This window comes from Alphaproteobacteria bacterium LSUCC0684 (assembly GCA_041228335.1).
Taxonomy (GTDB): Bacteria; Pseudomonadota; Alphaproteobacteria; order Puniceispirillales; family UBA1172.
On sequence record CP166130.1, the window covers coordinates 606,689 to 630,406 of the forward strand.

A 23,718-nucleotide genomic window follows, 5' to 3' on the forward strand; every position below is an offset into this window, starting at 1 on the left:
TCGTATGCTAATGAATTTGGAGATATGACGTACCATCATTTTGTCACTTGATGTGAGATGATCATGATGCCTCAGACAAATTTGCTGAATGCCCATACGGATCAGACGATGTTGGCGGCGCCAGATGGCTGCTTTGCTGAGACCGTGACCGAGATAGAGCATTACACGGACAGCCTTTTCCGCTTTCGGATCACGCGGTCAGCCAGTTTCCGGTTCAGGTCCGGAGAGTTTGTGATGATTGGATTGCCGGGTGAGGCGCCGATCTGGCGGGCCTATTCCATTGCATCGCCAAACTGGGACGACACGCTGGAATTCTATTCGATCAAAGTGCCAGATGGGCCGCTGACCGAACGGCTTCAGCATATACAGCCCGGCGATACTATCTGGATGCGCAGGAAGGCGACAGGTACGCTCGTCACCGATGCATTACTGCCGGGAAAACGCCTTTGGATGTTCGCCACTGGCACCGGCATCGCACCTTTTGCATCGATCATCCGTGATCCCGAAAGCTACGAGAAGTTCGACCGGCTGATCCTGGTGCAGGGGTGCCGGTTTGTTGCCGAACTCGCCTATGGCAAGGCGCTCGCGGTTGCGCTCGCTGATGACCCGCTTATAGGCGAGATGGTGGCAGGCCGTTTTCAGCTGATCACCGCAACAACCCGTGAAGACTCGCCCATGACCGGCAGGCTGACAACGTGCCTTGAAAATGGCCGTATCGAGGCGGCGGCCGATGCGGTGCTGGACCCGGCCACTGATCGGGCGATGATCTGTGGGTCGATGGCGATGCTTGAAAGCATGAGCGAAAAGCTACAGGAGCGCGGCCTGAGCGAAGGGTCGAACGCGCGCCCGGCTGATTTCGTGATCGAAAAAGCCTTTGTTGGATGACCTTGGTTCATCGGACCTAGCTCATTTAACCTATCACTTTAGTTTAAGGCTAAGTGCGTTTGATCTTCCCCGACTGAATTGGTCCACTGTTTTATTTAGGAAACGGAGAACTTTAAAAGGTGGATAAAAAGGTGGGTCTAAAATTGATGAAATATATTAAAAAATTGAAATTATTATATATTTTCTAGTAAAATGGTGCTGGCGGAGGATGGTGACACCCCTGTCAGGAACACAACCAGACTGAAAAGTCAGTAATTCCTTAGTGTTATTATCTTCTTTGGTTGTGTCAACAGGCACATTTTGTACGTCAATTTGTGCGTCAATAAGTGACAAACAGAAGACACATACACCCCTGATACCCCGATGTGTGTTTAATGGAATCTCCAGCGCCGCTGACGGGCTTTGTATACTTGTGTGTGATTGGGATTCTGAATAACCCAAACGGCCTGTATGAATCTTATATGGCGATTGAGAGCATGTCTGAGTGGTAAGGAATCCCTTAGCCAATTTGCTGGGGATTTTAAGGGCTGGTTAGTGACACCCCCACCCAAAGAAATGGTATCAGTTTGTATATATAAATATCAGTGGAAGTTTGGTGACAAAATGCAAGGGGGATTCATCAAGTCTAAGTAAAGACAACTTAAAAAATACTTCTATTTTACTTTGAGATTATAAAATACGAATTTCATTTTGGTCATATTGCTAACCAAAGAATATTTTATAAAATTATATAACATCTTGCAGAACTTAATATGTCTGGATAGTTAGTCTGATTTATCCTTTTATAATGCTTAAACAAAAATCAAATTCTTCTTTCACAGTTCCAGAAAAAATAGAACCGGTTTTGAGTTGAGATTGTTCTATCTGAACATAGTATTGGTCAACATAATACAAATATGCAGTCTGAAGTTGTCTAATTGTCTCTTCTACAGTTGTCATTTTTTTCTCAGCAAGAATAACGCCTGCGTTTGAAAGAACGTTTACGGATAAATTAGCAAGTTCCTCTCTTTGATTTTGCATAGAAGATGGCAAGTATTTAGCATACGCACCTATTAATCCCGAGCAACGTTGAAGCAATGAACTAACATGATATTCATCTTGCATATCATTACTTTGAACATATTCAAAAACTGTCCCAATTTCATTGGCTTTAGCATCATTAAATTCAAAATATATGACACCAAATAACACTACACCTATAAAGAATTTTAACATATGCACAGCCCAACTTTTGATATTAAATTTTTATACATATTAATATTACATAATAATCAGTCAATTCTAAGATGATTGCATAAACATCCAAACTACCAGCGGTATAACTATCTGAATAGCAATTATCACTTCCATTACTGTACCTCTTCAAAACTCCTACCCGTAATGAGGGAGAAGTTGATATGTCTATAAATATACGTGAAGATAGTACATGACACAGAAGCAAATGTAACCTGTTACAAACTTGTAACAGACTTGTTACAGGTTGGTTGTTTCTTTTCTCTTTGTCCTATTACAGGTGGTTACAAGCATAATGAAAGAAGGAAAACGTTACGATTGGTATCCTGTTCTTTGTCATTCTTTCTTTGATGAACTTGTTACAAGTTTGTATCAGGAAGTAGAAACTAAGAAGGGATGGAAAAATAAATCTAAACCCCGTGAACAGTCACTTAGACCACTAATAAAACATGTTCTTTCATCATTATATTCTTGCTTTTATTCTTTTCCGATAGGTTCTGGTTATGTGTCATATCCATTAAGAGCAGATGCATATGACACAAAAAGTGAATACAAGATAAATTTCAATTTAGAATATGCTTCAGCATTGCTCCATGTGTTGAAAGATAAAAAATGGATAACAGTAATAGAAGCAAAGAACCAACAATCTTACACAAGAATAAAAGCATCTGGTGGTCTTAAAAGTATATTTGAAGAGCATGGTTTTAAATGGTCACCACAAGAACCTTTACCCTTACACAAAATAGTTCAGGTTCGAGATAGAGTTCCTAATACTGATAAGAGTTCAAAGAAGAAGTGGAAGAAGGTTGAGATGCCGCTTCCTAATGAACCTATTGTGAAAGAATATCAGGAAGAATTATTCAAATATAATTCCTTTATGTGTCAACACTGTGTGTCACTTGATGTCACAGATAACCTGCTCTTTGAAATAGGCAAAGAGATGAGGGATAAACAGAATAATAAAAAGCAACATCACAACTGGATGGCTGAAACAGAGGAAGAAAATAAGATTGGCTACTTAGATATTTCAAGTGTTCAACTGAGAAGAATATTTTCTAGAAATAGCCTGACAAAACATGGAAGATTCTATGGAGGATGGTGGCAATCCATTCCTTCTGATTATCGTTATCTCATACGAATTGATGGAAAGTTAACAGTTGAATTGGATTATTCTGGAATTTCACTTCGTATTTTGTATGGACTTGCGGAAGTGCCTTATGAAGGAAATCCAGACATCTATGATTTGAGTGATGGTTCTTCAACAGGCATGAAATGGAAATTTGAAAAAGATTCTCGTCAAAGAGAACTTGTCAAAAAATATCTTAATGCTCTTCTGAATGACGAAGATGGAACCTTTAGCCTTACCCATGGTGAACATAAAGAATTGGGCTTTAATAGTAATCAAATCAAAGAAAGATTCTTAAAAGTTCACTCTCCAATTGCTCATTTAGTTGATGCTAAAATCGGCTTGAAAACACAATTCTATGACAGTCAAATTGCTATGGATATTATGAAACTTTTCTTATCTATAGATGAAGTGGTTCTACCAATCCATGATGGTTTTATAGTACCTGCAGGATGTGTTTATCTTTTGGAAGATGAAATGGATAATATCTTTAAAAGAAAATTTGGAGATAAAATCAAAATATCTCATGAAGGTTTGAAATCTCCTGAAGTTTCTAATTTAAACAAAATTGAAGCACCATTATATGAAGATTCATTAATGGAAAAATATGTAGAGGAGTGGAAAATTAGATATGAATATTTCAGATAGACAACTTCAAGAAATAGAAACTATTTATTCAGAAACAAAAATATTTTTTGGAGGGTTTAAAAACAATTTTTTGACTAAACCAAATGCTTTAAATGGAAAATTAGGTTTTTGTATTCTTTATTCTCCTCCAATCTCTGATGCAGAAATTATGGTTATTGGTCAACAGCCATCAAGTTTTGGTTTATTTGACGAAATAATGATGGATGGAAATATTCCTAAAATAAACTCATATACTGAGCATGAATATCCTTTTGCAAAAAAGTTAACGGATATTTTTGATAACCAAAGTGATAAACAAAGTTTATTAAAAAATTGCATAGGACTTAATATTTGGTTTTACCAAAAAAAGAATAACTTCAATTTATCCGATGTTGAGGAAAAAAAAATTAAAGATTTTTGTCAAAACAAAACAAAAGAAATTATTAAAATTTTAAAACCAAAAACAATTTTTGTAGTTGGTATAGGTGTTTTCAATCGGCTGATTGTTGGTCGTGAAGTTAAACAAAAGATTCATACAATTAAAAGCATTAAAAAAAATAAGAAAAAACAAACTTATTTCGCTGAAGGATTATTATGGAATGAAATTCCAATTTTTGGTTGTCCTCAATTTGCAGCAGAAGGATATTATAAAAAAGGTGGTGGCTTTCACGAAGGTGTGTCGATGTGTATAGAAAAAATAAATGATATTTTAAGAAATTAGGTGCTTAATGAATGACAATTTCAACTGAGTTTGAAACCATAATTGTATGTAAACCAATTTTGGAACTGCGTTTTAAAGGTGGTTGGAAAACTTGGTTAAAGAAATTTTCTATGGAAGATGATGGAGAACTTTCTCGGATATCTGCCATGAGTGGGCATGATATTTCTTATTTAGAAAAGAAAATACAAAAATTAGGTTTACTTCCGCCTAATATTTCTGAGGATAAGTTTCATTATCGAGATTACTTTATTTATTCTTTGGAATATAAACCGCACAGATTACGTGGCTTCCAGTCATTCACTATTCCTGATTGGTTGATATGGAATGAACCGTTAATGAATAAGATGTCACTTTTTGAAATAGTTAAACTTCCATTAGATTCATTAAAAACTCACCCTGCAAGACCAACATTTGACTTCAACAAAAAGGCTGTAATTAGATGATTTATACATTTGACTGGAAAGATGTAATCCATGGAAAGATAGAAATTGAAGCCCAAAATGGCCATGAAGCAGAAAAGATTTTTAATAATATGGGCTTGATTGAGAGGTTGTCTGCATCCGAAGTAGATTGTGACAATAATACTTTAGTTATTAAATTTGTAGATGCTGGCATTGGTGACTTGCATACAAGAGAAGAATGGGAAGAAGAAGTAAGAAACTATACTTGATGAAACACCCCTATATTTCTCCACCAAACTTCCACTGATATTTATATATACAAACTGATACCATTTCTTTGGGTGGGGGTGTCACTAACCAGCCCTTAAAATCCCCAGCAAATTGGCTAAGGGATTCCTTACCACTCAGACATGCTCTCAATCGCCATATAAGATTCATACAGGCCGTTTGGGTTATTCAGAATCCCAATCACACACAAGTATACAAAGCCCGTCAGCGGCGCTGGAGATTCCATTAAACACACATCGGGGTATCAGGGGTGTATGTGTCTTCTGTTTGTCACTTATTGACGCACAAATTGACGTACAAAATGTGCCTGTTGACACAACCAAAGAAGATAATAACACTAAGGAATTACTGACTTTTCAGTCTGGTTGTGTTCCTGACAGGGGTGTCACCATCCTCCGCCAGCACCACCTCACCATGTAAGTAACTGAAAAGTCTGTATTATTTATATTGACTGCTCAGGTGACGCACTAGTTTCTTTACATATTCGAATGTGAGAAGTTTATCCTTGGCATTTTCCATGTAATCACTTTTTTTGTCAGATGCATGTATGTCATCTTTCAAAATATCACTAATCATTTTCATCAGTGCATTCTGGATAGAGTTATCTAGAGGTGTAGATGAATAATTATTGAATTTTTCATTCAAGATTTTAATCATGTCTTCCGTGTTTGAAGCAGAAAGACTATGTTTAACCATCATAGGAATTGCCAATTTAAGGGCTTCACTGATTATTTGATTATCTCTACCGGTTATATCCTTGCTAACGATGTTATCTTGATAAATACCTATTAAATCAGTGATTTCTCTTCCCAAATTACCTGTTTTTATTTCTTTATTATTTTGTAAATCGCTAATTATATCACCTATAAAAATAGTATTGATATGCTTCTTGATTTCCAGAAGTTCTTCTTGGTGTCTTACAACTCCATGAACAAGGCAAAACTCCCAATTAACATCTTCAGTTTCACCATAAAGATTACTTCTCATTAATGATTTCTTGTCTGATTTAAACTTTTTTTCTATCCACTCTTCCGTTGAAATGACCAACTCATCCAGAGTTCTTTTTTTTGCGCTGTTGTTTCCAGTTATGTAAGCAACAGGATTATAAGAAACTTGGACTTCGTAATGCACGTATTTGGGTGAAGAGTTTTTAGATTGAATACCTAATAAATCTATCTCATCAACACCTTTCTTTAGACCTCTTATTGTAAAGAAACCTTTTGAGTTCAACCATTCTTCCACCAATGTTTCTGCTATTAATCCCAAGTGACACTCCATTTTGTATTAGTTGGAAATCATGGCTAACCATCTAAATTTTATTTCATTTGGAAATCCAATTCCATAAGTTTGTCCAACACCTTCTGTTGTCCATCCACCAATGGCGTCAATGATGTCTGAAGGACACTCTACAGCCCTTAGCCTATCTCTTAATCCATGACGTAATCCATGGATGACATACTCTTTACCAATAACTGTCTTTATCCATTTGTTTAATGCTGCACTGGCTGAGTTGGAGTTTGTGTTAGTTCCATCACAGTATTTAGGAAAAGCAAACACTGTATGATGTTTAACTACTTGTTGTGCTGCCCATAAAGACACACCAACCAAGGGAACAGTTCTTTTACTGCTCTTTGTCTTTAACCTTCTCCAAGGATGTGGCTGTATGATTAGGTGAGGGATGTCTGTGTCCAATTGTATGTCATCTAAATGAAGACCAACTGCTTCTGCTAATCTCATTCCTGTGTCTGACAGAAGAGCAACAAGCCATCTCAATTGGTCATTCTTATCAACACAAGCGTCTTGCAGGGTGACAAGGGTTGTATCCACGATTGGTAGTCGTTTGTTTTCTTCCTGCTCACCCTGATGCAAGTACACATTAGCAAAGGCATTGCTTCCTTCTATGCCCATCTCTCTCATAACAAGATTGATAATGGAGCGAAGAGAACCAAGGATACGTTTGACACTCCCAAGGCTAAGGTCTTTTTTGAATAGTTTATCTCTAAAGGATGCCGCATCAGCAGAAGAGTAAGCAGTAATAGGTTTATTGCCCAATGCCTTTACCAGATACTTGGTGTTTCTTTTTACAGCACGAACAAAGGTTGGATTACTGTTCCTCTTTATTCGGAGATAAATATCTGCTGCTTCAAGAATGGTAGGGCTTGAATGTTCATTCTCTTTTCTATCCTCAACAAGCAGATGCAAGGCAGGAACATCCATCTCCTTCAATCTCAATCCTAACCAATAGTCATCAAGTCTTTGATTGATGGAACTTGCTGTTCTTAAAGCATGGTTATGAGAACGTGTCTTCAGGCTAAGGCTAACCCTGTCTGACTTGTAATATTGCTGTAAGTCTGAAGGAACACGTCTGACAAAGTGATAGATACCTTGTCTAATACGGAGATGAGAAGAGGAGTTTTTGTACGTCAACATGTACGTCACCTGAGCAGTCAATATAAATAATACAGACTTTTCAGTTACTTACATGGTGAGGTGGTGCTGGCGGAGAGACTCGAACTCCCAACCGCCCGATTACAAATCGGGTGCTCTACCAATTGAGCCACGCCAGCATGGACCCTGCGGTCAGCGGCATATTCGGTTAAAGCCGGCGCATATGCAAGTAATTTTTTGCGGATCTCGCCCGTTGCCATTAAGATCAAGATAATGGCGGAGGCGGTGGCGGCAACCCCGTTTCAACTGATGCGGACCAGATGCATGATCCGGGGGCAATCACCCGAAAGCAACCATCGGCAAACAGGCAAGGAGAGACAAGACCATGGAGCTACATCCACGTGATCCCGACTTCGAGGAAAAAGCCCGTTCAAGTTTCGCCGCCCAGACCGTGATGAAGACGCTGGGCATGTCGATGGATCAAATCGAGCCGGGCCGGGCCGTGATCTCGCTTTTCCGGAATGAACGTCTCTTCCAGCAGCAGAAATTCATCCATGGCGGCGTGCTGGCAGCCGGCCTTGACAGTGCCTGCGGCTATTCCGCCCTGAGCCTGGCTGAAAAGGGGCTTGAGGTGATGACCGTCGAATTCAAGACAAGCTTCATCGCCCCGGCAGGTCAGGAGAAGATTATTTTCACCGGCCGCGTCATCAAGCCGGGGCGCCGGGTCATTTTTACCGAAGGCACAGCCCATGGTCTTGATGATGACCGGATGATCCTCATTGCCACCATGACCGCCACCATGACTTATGTCGAGCTTGGGTGATGCTGTCTTTTCAGCCATGTCGCCAGCACCGGCATGGTGAGGAAGATCAGAAATACCCGCACCATATGATGAAAGGCGATAAAGGCGATATCAAAGCCGAAGATCAGCGCCAGCAGCGTCACTTCGTAGAGGCCGCCCGGAACAAAGGCAAGCCAGATCGAAAGAAAACCTGCATGGGTGAAATGGGCGATGCCCAGCGCTGCCAGCAGATACGCAAGAAGGATGATCCCGCTTGTGAGCAATCCATCGCGAAGGTAGACAAGAAGTGAGCTTAATTCAACCTGGGCAAGTCTGGCGCCAACCCCGCCGCCTATTGCCAGCTGGGCCAGCATGATGAATTCGTGAATACGGGGGATAAACACAAACCCGGTGATATGAAACGCCATGCTAAGCCCCATCGGGCCGAGCAGATGAGGCATGGGAAGGCGCAGGAACCGCGCAATCCCGTAGCCTGCAATGGCAAGGCTGATAAAGGCAAGTATCTGCCCGGAGGTGAGATCAAGGATCCCCGGCATGTTGAGAAGTCTTTGATTGGAGACCGCCACCGCCTCACCCCCCTCAAGTACGGCCAGGAGAAGAGGGGTGCTGAAGAAAATGACCGCAACACGGATCAGGTGGAAAAGCGCCACAACATAATCCTTGTCCACCATCTCTCTTGCCATGACGAGGGCTTCGGCCTGCCCGCCGGGAACAGAACACAGCAGGGCCATCACCGGATCATACCCCCTGATCCTGCGCAGAAACCCATAGCCGAGGATGGAGACCAGAAGTGTGACAGCGATCATGATGCTCACGGTGGTCATCCAGTGGCTTGCCTGTTCGATCATGGCTGAGGTGAAATTCGCACCAATAAACACCCCGAGGCCAAGAACAACCGGGACATGAAACCATCTTGGCACGCCAAGCTCAGGCCTGATCGAGGGAAATATCCCGCCGATGATCCAGACCCCAAAGAGACTGCCCATGAGGAACGGCGCAGGTAGAGCCATGTAGAGGAAACCATATCCCGCCAGAAGTGCAATCGTGAAGGTGATCACCATTCGGCGGAAATCCGAAAAAATCCCGGCAAGTTCAGAAGATTTCATGGAGATACGGGACCGCTACCCTGCAAGACGATGTTGTTAAACTATTCCGGCCTTATCCAAGGTGGATCCTGGCGGGCGAAAAAGGCGCTGATGCCAGCCCTGGTCTCCGGGCTTTCCCAGCAGTCCGCAAGTACGGTGACCGCCTGGTCGATATCCTTTTCAAGATTGCCGCCTTCCTGGGCGAGGATCAGGGCCTTTGCCCGTGCCATGGCATCAGGTGAGGCTTTCAGAATCATTTCAACCTCACGGGAAATGGCTTCATCGAGTTGATCAATGGGGAGAGATTGTGAAACAAGCCCCAGTTTCTCCGCCCTTGCGGTATCCATGACGCTGCCGGTGATAAAGACCGACCGTGCCTTGCCATGGCCTATCCGGCGCAGGACAAAGGGCCCGATGGTTGCCGGGATGAGCCCGAGGCGGGTTTCGGTCAGCGCAAAGCGCAGGCCGGTTGCCGCAATAACGATATCCGAAATTGCCATCAGCCCGAGCCCGCCGCCATAGGCATTACCCTGAACACGCGCAATCACCGGAACGGGAAGGGTGTAGAACGCGGCCAGCATGTCAGCGAGCATCCGCGCCTGATGGATCTTTTCCTCCCTGCTGGCGTTGATCTGGGCTTGCATCCAGCCAAGGTCACCGCCGGCGCAGAAACTCGGGCCGGATGACTGAAGAAGAACGGCCCGGGTTCCCGGATTGTCGCGCGCCTGACTTGCCGCTTCTGCCAATGCGCTGATCATCGCCTGATCCATTGCGTGATGCTTGTCGGGCCGGTTGAGGGTAATGATCAGAAGCCCGCTTTCGTGAAGATCGGTCAGGATGGGTTCAGCCATTGCCGTTGTCCTTGTCTTTTACCCCGAGGGTCCGGATAAATGCTTCGATTTCAGCCAGTATGGTCAGGTCAAGTCCGGTTGACCAGCCGATATTTTCAAGATGCCGGGCCAGCGCAAGGGTTGAGACATTGCCCTTGGCCCCGGGGGCATAGGGGCATCCACCAAGCCCGCCCACGGCGCTGTCAAAGCGGCGTAATCCATATTCAAGAGAGATGTCGATATTCGCGAATGCCTGGTTGCCGGTATCGTGATAGTGGCCGGCTAGACAAGACACCCCTGTTCTGGGGATGACGCAATCCAGCATGGCGGCGATGCGGTGAGGCGTGCCTGCCCCGATAGTATCGCCAAGAGAGATTTCATAGCAACCCATATCAAGAAGGGTTTCGGCGACATCCGCCACCGTTTCGGGCAATGTATCCCCGTCATAGGGGCAGGCGATCACGCAGGAGATATAGCCGCGGACCGGGATATTGTGCTCAGCGGCGGCACGGGTCACCGGATAAAAACGATCGAGGCTTTCGGCGATGGAACAGTTGATGTTTTTCTGGCTGAAACCTTCGGAAGCGGCCCCGAAAATAGCGACTTCATCCGCGCCTGCGGCAAGGGCATCCTCAACGCCGCGGAGATTCGGGGTCAGCACCGCATAACGGAGATTTTCCTTACGCTTTATTCCGGCCATGACGGCGGCGGCATCGGCCATCTGCGGCACCCATTTCGGGGAGACAAAACTGGTCACCTCGATCCGGGAAAAACCGGCCTCGCTGAGGCGGTCAACAAGGCGGATCTTGTCTTCGGTGCGGATGAAAAGCGGCTCGTTCTGCAGGCCATCACGGGGGCCTACCTCAACCAGTTCCACCTTTCCACCTATCGTCATGTTGTTTCCTTGAACGTGATCAGCACCTGGCTGTCCGCGACCGTATCACCAACCGCGCCGGTGACTTCATCTATTACCCCATCCCGCGGGGCGGTCAGGATATGTTCCATCTTCATGGCCTCAAGCGCAATGAGCGCATCGCCGCTGGATACATGGTCGCCGGGCTTGACCGAGATGTGCCGGATCACGCCTGTCATCGGCGCGGTAACCTGACCTGCGTTCGGGCCCTCTCCTTGCTGATCAAGCCTGTCAATACGGGCAAAACACCAGATTTCACCGGCGAGATTGAAACTGACATGGCCGGGGCTGATTTCCGCCTCGACCTGCTGGCCATCCATCTTCAGCATATTCGGACCGGGCTGAATATCCTGAAAGGTGACGGGCCCTTCAGGGGTTGCAACCATCATGCCGCCATCATCAAGCGGTGTCAGTCGGCAGGGCAGGGTGTTCTCCCCGTAACGAAGAGCCAGATGGCTTGCCCCGGCGCCCCAGTGCCGCCAGCCGCAACGCGCCGTCCTCGATGTGAGGCCTGATGCTAGAAGCGCGGCAATCGCAATGATCTGAGGAGAAGGGCCAGGTGAAGAAAGCAGATCATCGCTCCGGTCAATCCAGCTGGTATCGATCCGCATGGCCGAAACATCCGGATGCCGACACAGCCGGCTGAGGAAGCCGAGATTGGTCGTCAGCCCATGGACATGAGTGCGGTTGAGCGCCGCGTCAAGCCGGGCAAGGGCAGATAAGCGTGTATCTTCATGGCTGATGATCTTGGCCACCATCGGATCGTAATAGGCTGAAACGCTGTCGCCATCCTCAATCGCGCTATCTGCCCGCACGCTGCGGTGAAAGACAATCCGCTCAACCCGCCCGGGGCTTGGCAGGAAGTTGCGGGCCGGATCCTCGGCATAAAGGCGGGCCTCAATGGCGTGCCCGTTCAGGGTGATCTCCTCCTGGCGGCGGGGCAGAGGCTCACCTGAAGCAACGCGAAGCTGCCATTCGACAAGATCAATACCGGTCACGGCCTCGGTGACCGGATGCTCGACCTGAAGCCGGGTGTTCATTTCCATGAACCAGAAACCGTCCGGTTTCAGCCCGTCTGTTCCGTCGGCGATGAACTCAACCGTCCCGGCGCCGATATATCCGATGGCGCTGGCCGCGGTGATGGCGGTATCGGTCATCGCTTTACGCGTTGCGGCATCAATCCCCGGGGCGGGGGTTTCCTCAAGAACTTTCTGGTGCCGGCGTTGCAGGGTGCAATCCCGCTCAAAGAGATGGACGGTCTCACCATGGCTGTCGGCAAAGATCTGGACTTCGACATGCCGGGGACTTTCGATGGCTTTTTCAAGCAGAACCTGATCGTCACCAAAACTGGCGGCAGATTCGCGCCGGGTTGCGGCGAGGGCTGAGGCGAAATCCTCCGGCCCTGCAACATGCCGCATGCCTTTGCCGCCCCCACCGGCGCGGGCCTTGATAAAGACGGGATAGCCGATCCGTGCTGCCTCGGCCTCAAGTCGCTCAAGGCTCTGGTCATCGCCATGGTAGCCCGGAACGGTGGGAACACCTGCATCAGCCATCAGTGACTTGGCGGCATCTTTCAGCCCCATTGCCCTTATGGCCGATGCTGGCGGGCCGACAAAGATCAGCCCTGCTGCCGTAACGGCATCGACGAAATCAGCATTTTCGGAAAGAAATCCATAGCCGGGATGAACGGCATCGGCACCGCTCTCCCTTGCCGCGTTGAGGATTGCGCTGATGGAAAGATAGCTTTCCCTTGATGGCGGCGGGCCGATCCGTATTGCCTGATCCGCAAGCCGGACATGCCGGGCCGCACGATCCGCATCCGAATAGACCGCGACGCATTCGATCCCCATCCGCCGGGCCGTGGCGATGATCCGGCAGGCGATCTCTCCCCGATTGGCGATGAGCAGGCGCTTGATCATGATCACATCCGGAAAACAGGGAAGACGGTATCCGCAACCGGTGCATTTGCCGCCGCCTGCAAGGACAAGGCCAGAACATCCCGCGTGCGGACGGGATCGATTATTCCGTCATCCCACAGCCGTGCCGAGGCATAAAGCGGGTCGGACTGGCGGTCGAACTGCTCAAGGACAGGTGACTTGATCGCGGCTTCGTCTTCATCGGACCAGCTCTCACCCCGGGCCTCGATCGCGCTTCGTTTCACCCGGGCCAGGACACCGGCGGCCTGTTCGCCGCCCATCACCGCGATCCGGGCATTCGGCCACATCCACAGAAAGCGAGGGCCAAAGGCACGGCCGCACATGCCGTAATTCCCGGCCCCGTAAGAGCCGCCGATGATGACCGTGATCTTGGGGACACTGGCGCAGCTGACCGCGGCGACAAGTTTGGCGCCATGCTTGGCGATACCTTCAGCCTCGTATTTCGAGCCGACCATGAAGCCGGTGATGTTCTGCAGAAAGACCAGCGGGATTTTCCGCTGGCAGCAAAGTTCGATGAAATGCGCACCCTTGGTTGAACTTTCCGAGAACAACACCCCGTTATTGGCAATGATCCCGATCAGCCTGCCATCGATCCGGGCAAAACCGCAGACAAGGGTGGTGCCGTACACCGCCTTGAATTCATCAAAATCCGAACCATCCACAATGCGGGCGATGACTTCGCGAATATCAAACGGTTTGCGGGAATCCGCCGGGATGATGGCCATGAGATCTTCGGGGTCAAGTTTGGGCGGCACCGGGGGGTTTTCAGGCTGGCGGCGCCCGGCCATGCCGAGATTGCGGATACACTGGCGGGCCAGCGCGAGCGCGTGGGTATCGTTTTCAGCCAGCATATCGGCAACGCCGGAAAGCCGGGCATGGGTATCTCCGCCACCAAGCGTTTCGGCATCCACCTCCTCACCGGTGGCCTGTTTCACCAGCGGCGGGCCGGCAAGAAAGATCGTTCCCTGATTGCGGACAATGATGGTCTGGTCGCTCATGGCCGGCACATAGGCGCCGCCGGCGGTGCAGGAGCCCATGACCACGGCGATCTGCGGGATACCCTTCGCGCTCATCCGTGCCTGATTGTAGAAGATCCGGCCGAAGTGATCGCGATCAGGGAAGACTTCATCCTGATTTGGCAGATTGGCGCCGCCGCTATCCACCAGATAGATGCAGGGCAGGCGGTTTTCTTCGGCGATTTCCTGGGCCCGGAGATGTTTTTTTACCGTCAAGGCATAATAGGTGCCGCCTTTTACCGTGGCATCGTTTGAGACAATCATGCAATCCCGGCCTTCGACCGTGCCGATGCCGGCAATCATGCCGCCTGCGGGGATGGCTTCATCATAGACTTCATGGGCAGCAAAAAGACCGATTTCAAGGAAAGGGGAGCCGGGATCAAGAAGCGTGTCTATCCTGTCTCTCGGTAAAAGCTTGCCTCGCTTGAGATGGCGTTCGCGCGATTTTTCCGGCCCGCCAAGACAGATGACCTCGGCCAGTGCCTTGATGCGATCTACCTTCGCTTCCATGGCGGCCCGGTTCCCAGCGGCTTCCTCGCTATGTGGATCGAAGGAGGATTTCAGTTCGGTCATGGCGATATTCTGTCAGGCGGTTTCAGCAAAAAGTTCACGGCCGATGAGCATTCGGCGGATTTCAGACGTGCCCGCCCCGATCTCATAGAGTTTGGCATCCCTCAGCAGGCGTCCGGTAGCGTAATCGTTGATATAGCCGTTGCCGCCAAGGCACTGGATGGCCTCAAGCGCAATCTGGGTTGCCTTTTCCGCCGCATAGAGGATGCAGCCGGCTGAATCCTTTCGTGTTGTCTCGCCGCGATCACAGGCAGCCGCGACTGCATAGACATAGGCCCGGCAGGCGTTCATGGTGGTATACATATCCGCCAGCTTCCCCTGCATCAGCTGAAACGTGCCGATGGCCTGGCCGAACTGTTCGCGTTCATGAACATAGGGCATGACGATATCCATCGCCGCCGCCATGATGCCGATTGGACCTGCGGCCAGCACAACACGTTCATAATCAAGCCCTGACATGAGAACATGGACGCCTTTGCCTTCTTCGCCTAGTATATTTTCAAAAGGCACTTCGCAATCCTCGAAGATCAGCTCGGCGGTATTCGATCCACGCATGCCAAGCTTGTCGAGTTTGGCGCCGCTGGAAAACCCGGCCATATCACGTTCGATCAGAAAGGCCGTAATGCCCTTGGGGCCTCTCTCCATATCTGTCTTGGCATAGACAACAAGCGTGCTGGCATCGGGGCCATTGGTGATCCACATCTTGTTGCCGTTGAGCACAAAGCGGTCGTTGCGTTTTTCCGCCCTGAGTTTCATGGACACAACGTCGGAGCCGGCGCCGGGTTCGGACATGGCAAGCGAGCCGACATGCTCCCCGCTGATGAGCCCGGGGAGATATCTTGCCTTTTGTTCCGGCGTGCCCCAGCGCGCGATCTGGTTGATGCAGAGATTGGAATGTGCGCCGTAGGACAGCCCGACCGAGGCGCTGGCCCGGCTGATTTCCTCAACGGCAATACAATGGGCGAGATATCCCATGGCGCTGCCGCCATCCTGTTCCGGCACGGTTATGCCATGCAGCCCGAGCGCCCCCATCTTCTGCCAGAGATCAGGCGGGAAGCTGTTGTCCTTGTCGATCTGCTCCGCCCTCGGGGCGATTTCATCCTGGGCAAAACGGTGGACCACCTGCCTCAAGGCGTCGATCTCTTCCCCAAGGTGAAAATTCATGCTGGCATGGAACATCAGAACGTCTCCCTTATCGCCCCTATTCTACCCACCATGTCAGGATTATCCAGCCAGAATGCATCCGCCCGTCTTCGCGGTCGTGGCGCCCGGGCGCTATTGATCCTCAAGGCCAAGCTCGTCGATCATTTCGGTACGCATGATGAATTTCTGGGGTTTGCCGGTAACCGTCATGGGCATCGAGCGGCGAAAGCGAATATGCCGGGGGATTTTGTAATGGGCGATCTGCCCCTCGCACCAGCGGCGAATGGACGCCTCATCTTCGTCCTTGTCTTCATAAAGGATGATATAGGCGCAAAGCTCTTCGCCATATTTCGCATCCGGCACGCCGAAAACCTGCACCTGCTGGATGGACGGGTGGGTGTAGAGAAACTCCTCCACTTCCCTCGGGTAGATGTTCTCCCCGCCCCGGATCACCATATCCTTCACCCGGCCAACAATGCGGCAGTATCCATTCTCATCAAGGGTGGCGAGATCACCTGTATGCATCCAGCCTTCGCTGTCAATGGCGGCGGCGGTCTGGTCTTCCTCGCCCCAGTATCCCTGCATGACCGAATATCCGAGGGTCAGCAGTTCACCTTTTTCACCTATCGGCACCACTTTGCCATCCTGATCGACGATACGGACCGTTGTATGGGGATGGATCCGCCCAACGGTCGACACCCTTAAGTCAATCGGATCATCGGGATGAGACTGGAAGGAAACCGGACTTGTCTCGGTCATCCCGTAGGCGATGGTAATCTCGTTGAGATGCATCTTTCCCATGACCCGCCGCATCACTTCCATCGGGCAGGGCGCGCCTGCCATGATGCCGGTGCGGAGAGAGGAAAGATCAAAACGGGAAAATTCCGGATGATCCAGCATGGCAAGGAACATGGTCGGCACGCTGTAAAGCGCCGCGCAGCGCTCCGCTGACACCGCCGATAAAGTCATCAGCGGATCGAAGGCTTCGGCCGGAAAGACCATGAAGGCCCCCCGGGTGACGCAGGCAAGAGACCCCATCACCATGCCGAAACAGTGATAGAGCGGCACCGGAATGCACAGCCCTTCGCCGGTCTGAAGACGCATCCGCTCAACGGTGAAGCGGGCGTTGTTCACGATGTTCCGGTGGGTGAGGGTTGCGCCTTTGGGGGCGCCGGTGGTGCCGCTGGTAAACTGGATATTGATGGGATCATCAGGGTTGAGCGAGGCGGATATCTCCTCAACCTTCTGGCAGAGCGCATCGGTTGCCCGCGCCATCAGGTCACGGGTATTCATCATTCCGGGGGTGTTCTGATCTCCCATCCGGATGCAGATACCAAGCGCCGGAAGCCGCGCGGATTCGAGCATCCCGGGGGTGCTCCCAACAAGTTCAGGGGCAAGATCGGTGATCATGCCAATATAATCCGAGGTCTTGAATTCCGGTGCCAGCATCAGGGCCTTTGCGCCGGTCTTGTTGAGGACATATTCGACTTCTGCCCGGCGGTAGGCCGGATTAATCGTTACCAGAACCGCGCCGATCCTTGCCGTTGCAAATTGCAACGCCACCCATTCCCAGCGATTGGGTGACCATATGCCGACCCTGTCGCCGCGTTCAATCCCTACCGAGAGTAGCCCTGCCGCCATGTCGCGGGTGATGCGGTCAAGATCATCGTAGCTCCACCGGATGCCGCTTTCATGAAAGACGGCGGCGATATCGGATCCATGGGTGCGGACAGTTTCGGCGAGAACTTCGGGGATTGTTTTCTCCCATATCGGCTGGTCAACAGGGCCCGATACCAATGACAGCCCGTTCTGTGGCTTCAGCCTGTCTTCAAACCTGTGCATCATGGGTGATCCTATTTGGGCGGCATTCGTATAGCGCCATCAAGACGGATAACCGCACCGTTCAGCATCGGGTTTTCAGCGATGTGAAGGGCGAGATCCGCAAATTCGGACGCCTCGCCCAGCCGTGAAGGGAAAGGGATCTGGGCGGCAAGGGCATCCTGCACCTCCTGGGGGAAGGCGCGAAGCATGGGCGTGCCAAAAATCCCAGGAGCTATGGCCATGACTCGCACCCCTTTATCGGCAAGATCACGCGCCATGGGCAGTGTCATGGCGGCGATACCGCCTTTTGAGGCGGCATAGGCGATCTGGCCGATCTGCCCGTCAAAGGCCGCGACCGAGGCGGTGTTGATGATCACCCCGCGCTCCCCATCATCGGTGACGGGTGCGGCCGAAGCCATGCCTGCCGCGCTCTGGCTTGCAAGATTGAAACTGCCGATCAGGTTGATGGCGATAACGCGCTGGAAAAGTTCCGCATCATGGGCCTCACCGCGCGAGACGGTCTTGCGGGCGGGGGCAATGCCGGCGCAATTGATGGTGAGCCGTTCCTGGCCATGGGCCTGTCTTGCCTTGGCAAGGGCCGCCGTGACCGCGGCAGGGTCGGTTACGTCACAGGCCAGAAAGAGCGCGCCGGTTTCCTTTGCCAGGGCTTCACCCATTTCGGTATTGGTATCAAGAATGGCTATGCGCGCATCACGTCCGGCCAGGGCCGTCACTACCGCGGCACCAAGCCCCGAGGCGCCGCCGGACACGGCCGCGGCAATGGTATGGTCAATTTTCATGGCAAGCCTGCTGCCTCCCGCAACGGATATTTAATGTATCAACCCAGTTTCAGCCCGGAGACATGATTCTGTCAACACGGCCGGCCGTTCCATCTGGCGAGAATTGAAGATGCCCCGGGGCATGAACATGCCCCGGAGCTGTTTTTTCGCGATTACTTGTTCGCGTAATATTCCTGTGTCAGTTTGAAGACAACCGGGCTGAGAAGAATAAGCGCGATCAGGTTTGGCAAGGCCATCATCGCATTAAGCGTATCGGCAACAAGCCAGATGAGATCAATCCCGGCGCGGGCACCACCTTCTAAAGTGAGTGCCATCGGGCCGATAAAGACCGCAATGATCCACAGAACCCGGTAAATCCTGATGCTGCCGACGCCGAAAATATACTGCCAGCATTTCTCACCGTAATAACTCCAGCCGAGAATGGTGGTGAAAGCAAAGATGGTGAGCGCGATGGTAACAATGAACTCACCACCGGCGAGCGATCGCGAGAAGGCAAGCGCGGTCAGATCCACCCCGGTTTCACCGGTTGTCCAGGCGCCGGTCGATACAATCGCAAGCCCGGTAATCGAGCAGACGATGATGGTATCGATAAAGGTGCCCAGCATGGCGATGGACCCCTGGCGGACAGGATCGTTCGTCTTGGCAGCGGCATGGGCGATCGGCGCACTGCCGAGCCCGGCTTCGTTGGAGAATACCCCGCGGGCAACCCCGAAGCGGATGGCTGCCCAGACGGCTGCACCTGCAAACCCGCCCTGCGCGGCCGTGCCGGTAAAGGCATGGCTGAAGACGGTGCTGATCGCTGCCGGCACATTGCCGATATTGATCATCAGGACGATCAGACCGAAGACAATATAGAAAAACGCCATGAACGGCACCAGCCGGCCGGCCCAGACCGCGATCCGGGTGATGCCGCCGATGAGCACCGCGCCGGTCAGCACAATCAGGATGACCGCGGTAAGCATCGGATCCAGCCCGATCTTGTCATCGAGCGCATCGGCTATAGAGTTCGACTGAACCATATTGCCTATTCCAAATGCCGCAACGGCACCAAACAGGGCAAAGAGAAACCCGAGCCAGTGCCATTTCTGCCCGAGACCATTCTTGATGTAATACATGGGCCCGCCGATATGCCTTCCTTCGGCATCGACTTCACGGAAGTTGACGGCCAGCACGGCTTCGGCATATTTCGTGGCCATGCCGACAAGAGCGGTCACCCACATCCAGAACAGCGCTCCAGGCCCGCCGATGGCGATTGCCGTGGCAACTCCGGCAATATTGCCGGTGCCGATTGTCGCCGAAAGTGACGTCATCAGCGCATTGAAGGCGCTGATATCGCCGACGCCGTCCGGACTTCGTCCCTGCCAGAGCAGCGAAAACCCGTAGGAGATCTTGCGCCATGGCATGAATGCTGTCCGGACCAGAAGATATGCCCCGACCCCGACGATGAGTATCAGCATCAGCGGGCCCCAGACAATACTGTTGATCTGGCCAACAAGTGAGTTGATTGTTTCCATGATGGTCTTTCCTCCAGATGTTGAACATGGAGGGTGGCCGGAGGACCGGACACCCCGGGTTCAGGCCTTTGGATAGGAAACGGTGATGGAGTTAAACTAAACAGTCATGCCAAAGGTATATCGGTCTTACCCAACCATGAAACGTGAGTACTGAAATCGGCATGATTCCAGGATGACCTGATGTGGTAATATACCCCAATTTCCTAAGAAAGAGTATACCTATCTGAAACCGGGGGTTTTGCGCGTCAGGGACGTTCGATGGCCAGCGCCAGCCCTTCGCCGCCGCCAAGACAGATCGCCGCCACGCCCCGCTTGAGGTTGTTCCGCTCAAGGGCGTGAAGAAGGGTGACAATGATCCGGCTGCCCGATGCCCCGATGGGATGCCCAAGCGCGCAGGCCCCGCCATGGATATTGAGCTTCTCGTGATCAACGCCAAGCTCGCGCATGAAGGCCATGGGGACAACGGCAAAAGCTTCGTTGACCTCCCAGAGATCGACGTCATCAACCGACCAGCCCAGGCGATCGAGAAGTTTCCTTGCCGCCGGTACAGGGGCGGTGGTGAACCAGCCCGGCGCCTGCGCATGGCCGGCATGGCCGCGGATAATGGCCCTAAGAGGCAGATCATATTCCCGGACGGCATCGCTGCCGGCCAGCACAAGTGCGGCCGCGCCATCTGAAATCGAGGAAGAGTTGGCGGCCGTGACCGTGCCATCCTTCCGGAAGGCCGGACGCAGGGATGGAATTTTTTCAGGTTTTGCCTTGGCTGGCTGTTCATCCTGACTGATCGTGATCTCGCCTCTGCGCGTTGCAATCGTGAGCGGCGTGATCTCCTGATCAAACGCCCCTGAATCCCGGGCGGCGATGGCGCGTTCCAGTGAGGCCAGCGCGTAATTGTCCTGCTCTTCTCTTGAGAACTGGTAATGCTCAGCGCAGTCTTCGGCAAAACTCCCCATCAGCGTGCCGCTGTCATAGGCATCTTCGAGCCCGTCATAGAACATATGGTCGTTCAGCTGATGATGCCCGAGCCTGCCGCCATTTCGGGTGGCAAGCGAAAGATAGGGCGCGTTGGTCATGCTTTCCATGCCGCCGGCAACCGCGATCCGGGGGCCGCCTGCACGGATGGCATCATGGACGAGCATCACCGTCTTCATTCCCGAGCCGCAGACCTTGTTGACCGTGGTGGCGGGGGTTTCCTTTTCAAGCCCGCCATGGAAACCTGCCTGACGTGCGGGGGCCTGCTTCAGCCCCGCGGGCAGAACGCATCCCATCATCAGCTCATCCACCTGATCAGGGGAAATGCCGGCGGATGCGATGGCCGCCGCAATCGCCCTGCCGCCAAGCTCCGGCGTGGTGAGGCTTGCAAGTTCCCCCTGAAAGCCCCCCATCGGGGTGCGGGCTGTGCCCGTGATGCAGATGTCGGTCATTTCATCATCCTTTCCCGGTTTCAATCGAGCGGCGCCAGCATGGCGAGGTGATCCGCATCCGGAACATCTTCGATCGAGGCATGTTTCCATGAAGGGCTGCGGTCCCGGTCGATAATAGCGGCACGGATGCCTTCAAGGAAGTCCCCATACGCGCTGCTGCGGCTGGTAAAGCGATATTCAAGGTCAAGTGCGTGGGCGAGGCCGGGCTCTTTCCTCAGTCTTTCCAGTATGCCAAGGGTGCCGTAAAGCGACAGCGGGGATTGACGTCGTAACGTGGCGGCGGTTGTGGCCGCAAATTCCCCTTCTGCCGATTCGATCTGCCGGATCAGCGTTGCGGCATCGGCGGTGGTGAACAAGGCATTGATCTCCGGCTCATGCCCGGAAAGATCAGGCGTGGGCGCCGGCAGGGCATGGCGCTTGAGGCAATCCGGGTTTCCTTCGGCAATCAGTTCTGCGGTGATCCCGGGCCAGTCGTCTTCAGGGATGAAGATATCGGCAAAACCTGTATGGATGGCATCGCCTGCATTCATCCGATAACCCGTGGTTGCCAGATAATCACCAAGACGCCCCGGGGCGGCGGCGAGAATAGCGCTGCTGCCGACGTCAGGAACAAGCCCGATCGAACATTCGGGCAGGGCAATGCGGCTTGTCCGACCTACCACCCGATGCGAGCCATGGCAGGCAACGCCGACACCGCCGCCCATCACAAAACCCTGCATCAGGACGATAAAGGGCTTGGGATATTCGGCAATCAGGGTGTTGAGCCTGTATTCATCACGCCAGAAACGCTGGCCGAAAGCAAAATCCCCGGCCCGGCCATGGTGATAGAGATCCTGGATATCGCCACCAGCGCAGAAGGCTTTCTCGCCCGATGCATCGACGAGGATCTGGCTGATGCCGTCGTCACTTCTCCAGGCGTTGAGCTGATCTTCCATCAAGAGCGCCATGTCATGGGTCAGCGCATTCAGCGCATCAGGACGGTTGAGCGTCAACCTGCCGGTGCTGTTTTCCTTTCCCGTAATGAGGTCGGTCATGCGTCGCGGGCAGCCAGCAGTGAACGGGAGATGATCAGGCGCATGATCTCATTCGTGCCTTCGAGTATCTGGTGCACCCGAAGATCGCGGACGATCTTTTCGATCCCGTAATCGGCAAGATAGCCATAGCCGCCATGGATCTGAAGGGCCTGATTGGCAACATTGAAGGCAACATCGGTCACAAATCTCTTGGCCATGGCGCAGTACCGGGTCGCTTCAGGGTCCTTGCGGTCAAGTTTCCACGCGGCCTTATGCAGAAAGACACGGGCCGCCTGAAGTTCGGTTTCCATGTCGGCAAGCTTGAACTGCAGGGACTGGAACTGATCAATCGACCGGCCAAAGGCCTTGCGTTCCCCTGCATAGACAAGAGCCCGGTTGAGCGCATCCTGGGCGCCGCCCAGCGCTGCCGCGGCGATATTCAACCTGCCGCCATCAAGCCCCATCATCGCATAGCGGAAGCCGGCGCCCTCTTCACCGAGCAGATTTTCGGCCGCGACCTGGCAGTTGTCAAAAATAACCTGCGCCGTTGGCTGGCCACGCCAGCCCATCTTGACTTCCTGGGCCCCGAAGGAAAGACCATCAGTGCCCGTATCCACCATGATGGCTGAAACCCCCTTGGGGCTGTCATCGCCGGTCCGGCACATGACCACATAAAGATCGGAATAATCGCCGCCGGAGATGAAAGATTTGGTCCCCGTCAGCCGGAACCCTTCATTGGTGCGTTCGGCCTTTGTTTTGAGCGCCGCCGCATCGGAGCCTGATCCAGGTTCGGTCAGGCAGTAGGAGGCGATTTTCGTCATGGTATTCAGATCATGCTGATACCGGTCCCGGAGCCCGTCGCTGCCAAAACTCGAAACCATCCAGGCCACCATGTTATGGATGGAAAGAAAGGATGACACCGAAGGACAGGCCATGGCCAGGGCCTCGAAAACAAGCGCCGCATCAAGACGTGTCAGGCCGGAGCCGCCATGTTCTTCCGGGACATAGATCGCCGCAAGCCCTAGTGCCGCCGCCTCACGCAGCATGTCCTTGGGCATTTCCTGATTCTGGTCCCAGGCCAGCGCATGGGGGGCAATGGCGTTCTGGCCGAAATCCAGGGCCATGTCGAAAACAGCCTGCTGTTCCTCGCTGAGCGAAAAGTCCATCTTCATACCTCGCCT

Annotated in this window: 21 protein-coding genes and 1 tRNA gene; 6 read left to right on the plus strand and 16 right to left on the minus strand. The window is 51.6% G+C overall.

The features are described 5' to 3' along the window. Positions 1 to 108 precede the first annotated feature (108 nt). Positions 109 to 885, plus strand: coding sequence for a ferredoxin--NADP reductase (locus AB8880_02845; protein XDZ67004.1), 777 nt, complete (start codon positions 109 to 111; stop codon positions 883 to 885). A 774-nt stretch (positions 886 to 1,659) separates the two neighbouring features. Here the strand turns inward: AB8880_02845 and AB8880_02850 are convergent. Next, complete coding sequence (locus AB8880_02850) at positions 1,660 to 2,100, minus strand: hypothetical protein (GenBank protein ID XDZ66352.1); 441 nt, start codon at positions 2,098 to 2,100, stop codon at positions 1,660 to 1,662. Between the two features lie 313 nt (positions 2,101 to 2,413). Here AB8880_02850 and AB8880_02855 point away from each other — a divergent pair, with 313 nt between their 5' ends. The 4 genes from AB8880_02855 to AB8880_02870 are packed head-to-tail and all read left to right on the plus strand — an operon-like array spanning position 2,414 to position 5,262. After that, complete coding sequence (locus AB8880_02855) at positions 2,414 to 3,892, plus strand: hypothetical protein (protein XDZ66353.1); 1,479 nt, start codon at positions 2,414 to 2,416, stop codon at positions 3,890 to 3,892. Continuing rightward, a complete protein-coding gene (locus tag AB8880_02860; GenBank protein ID XDZ66354.1) occupies positions 3,876 to 4,592 on the plus strand; it encodes a hypothetical protein in 717 nt (238 codons plus the stop codon). The genes AB8880_02855 and AB8880_02860 overlap by 17 nt, the downstream gene beginning before the upstream one ends. Before the next feature lie 11 nt (positions 4,593 to 4,603). Continuing rightward, positions 4,604 to 5,035: a hypothetical protein gene (locus AB8880_02865; protein XDZ66355.1), complete on the plus strand. Its 432-nt coding sequence runs from the start codon at positions 4,604 to 4,606 to the stop codon at positions 5,033 to 5,035. Further along, positions 5,032 to 5,262 (plus strand): hypothetical protein, encoded by a 231-nt coding sequence (locus AB8880_02870; protein XDZ66356.1) that lies wholly within the window; start codon positions 5,032 to 5,034, stop codon positions 5,260 to 5,262. Before AB8880_02865 ends, AB8880_02870 begins: the two co-directional genes overlap by 4 nt. 457 nt (positions 5,263 to 5,719) lie before the next feature. On the opposite strand, the gene AB8880_02875 is transcribed toward AB8880_02870, so the two are convergent. From AB8880_02875 to AB8880_02885, 3 genes are all read right to left on the minus strand, one after another. Further along, positions 5,720 to 6,547 carry a hypothetical protein gene (locus AB8880_02875; protein ID XDZ66357.1) on the minus strand — a complete coding sequence of 276 codons (828 nt, stop codon included), beginning with the start codon at positions 6,545 to 6,547 and terminating at the stop codon, positions 5,720 to 5,722. 18 nt (positions 6,548 to 6,565) lie between these two features. Then, positions 6,566 to 7,711, minus strand: coding sequence for a DUF6538 domain-containing protein (locus AB8880_02880; GenBank protein ID XDZ66358.1), 1,146 nt, complete (start codon positions 7,709 to 7,711; stop codon positions 6,566 to 6,568). Positions 7,712 to 7,772: 61 nt separating this feature from the next. Next, positions 7,773 to 7,848, minus strand: a tRNA-Thr gene (locus AB8880_02885). Between the two features lie 206 nt (positions 7,849 to 8,054). Between AB8880_02885 and AB8880_02890 the strand changes: the two genes are divergently transcribed. Continuing rightward, complete coding sequence (locus AB8880_02890; protein XDZ66359.1) at positions 8,055 to 8,492, plus strand: PaaI family thioesterase; 438 nt, start codon at positions 8,055 to 8,057, stop codon at positions 8,490 to 8,492. Here AB8880_02890 and AB8880_02895 read toward each other — a convergent pair. From AB8880_02895 to AB8880_02950, 12 genes are all read right to left on the minus strand, one after another. Further along, positions 8,474 to 9,577, minus strand: coding sequence for an AbrB family transcriptional regulator (locus AB8880_02895; GenBank protein ID XDZ66360.1), 1,104 nt, complete (start codon positions 9,575 to 9,577; stop codon positions 8,474 to 8,476). The genes AB8880_02890 and AB8880_02895 overlap by 19 nt on opposite strands. A 41-nt stretch (positions 9,578 to 9,618) precedes the next feature. Then, positions 9,619 to 10,407, minus strand: a complete 789-nt coding sequence (locus tag AB8880_02900; protein XDZ66361.1) for an enoyl-CoA hydratase-related protein — start codon at positions 10,405 to 10,407, stop codon at positions 9,619 to 9,621. After that, a complete protein-coding gene (locus AB8880_02905) occupies positions 10,400 to 11,281 on the minus strand; it encodes a hydroxymethylglutaryl-CoA lyase (GenBank protein XDZ66362.1) in 882 nt (293 codons plus the stop codon). The genes AB8880_02900 and AB8880_02905 overlap by 8 nt, the downstream gene beginning before the upstream one ends. Then, complete coding sequence (locus AB8880_02910; protein ID XDZ66363.1) at positions 11,278 to 13,218, minus strand: biotin carboxylase N-terminal domain-containing protein; 1,941 nt, start codon at positions 13,216 to 13,218, stop codon at positions 11,278 to 11,280. Before AB8880_02910 ends, AB8880_02905 begins: the two co-directional genes overlap by 4 nt. 2 nt (positions 13,219 to 13,220) lie before the next feature. Beyond that, a complete protein-coding gene (locus tag AB8880_02915; protein ID XDZ66364.1) occupies positions 13,221 to 14,825 on the minus strand; it encodes a carboxyl transferase domain-containing protein in 1,605 nt (534 codons plus the stop codon). Positions 14,826 to 14,837: 12 nt separating this feature from the next. Continuing rightward, entirely contained in the window at positions 14,838 to 16,001 is a 1,164-nt protein-coding gene (locus AB8880_02920) for an isovaleryl-CoA dehydrogenase (protein ID XDZ66365.1), read from the minus strand. A gap of 96 nt (positions 16,002 to 16,097) precedes the next feature. Further along, a complete protein-coding gene (locus tag AB8880_02925; GenBank protein XDZ66366.1) occupies positions 16,098 to 17,810 on the minus strand; it encodes an AMP-binding protein in 1,713 nt (570 codons plus the stop codon). 8 nt (positions 17,811 to 17,818) lie between these two features. Continuing rightward, positions 17,819 to 18,586 carry an SDR family NAD(P)-dependent oxidoreductase gene (locus AB8880_02930; GenBank protein ID XDZ66367.1) on the minus strand — a complete coding sequence of 256 codons (768 nt, stop codon included), beginning with the start codon at positions 18,584 to 18,586 and terminating at the stop codon, positions 17,819 to 17,821. A 152-nt stretch (positions 18,587 to 18,738) separates the two neighbouring features. Beyond that, positions 18,739 to 20,100: an alanine/glycine:cation symporter family protein gene (locus tag AB8880_02935; protein XDZ66368.1), complete on the minus strand. Its 1,362-nt coding sequence runs from the start codon at positions 20,098 to 20,100 to the stop codon at positions 18,739 to 18,741. 245 nt (positions 20,101 to 20,345) lie between these two features. Continuing rightward, the gene (locus tag AB8880_02940) at positions 20,346 to 21,524 is read right to left on the minus strand and encodes an acetyl-CoA C-acyltransferase (protein XDZ66369.1); all 1,179 of its coding nucleotides are present in this window, start codon (positions 21,522 to 21,524) and stop codon (positions 20,346 to 20,348) included. Between the two features lie 20 nt (positions 21,525 to 21,544). Continuing rightward, the gene (locus AB8880_02945) at positions 21,545 to 22,558 is read right to left on the minus strand and encodes a 3-hydroxyisobutyryl-CoA hydrolase (GenBank protein ID XDZ66370.1); all 1,014 of its coding nucleotides are present in this window, start codon (positions 22,556 to 22,558) and stop codon (positions 21,545 to 21,547) included. After that, complete coding sequence (locus AB8880_02950) at positions 22,555 to 23,703, minus strand: acyl-CoA dehydrogenase family protein (GenBank protein ID XDZ66371.1); 1,149 nt, start codon at positions 23,701 to 23,703, stop codon at positions 22,555 to 22,557. The genes AB8880_02945 and AB8880_02950 overlap by 4 nt, the downstream gene beginning before the upstream one ends. Positions 23,704 to 23,718 lie beyond the last annotated feature (15 nt).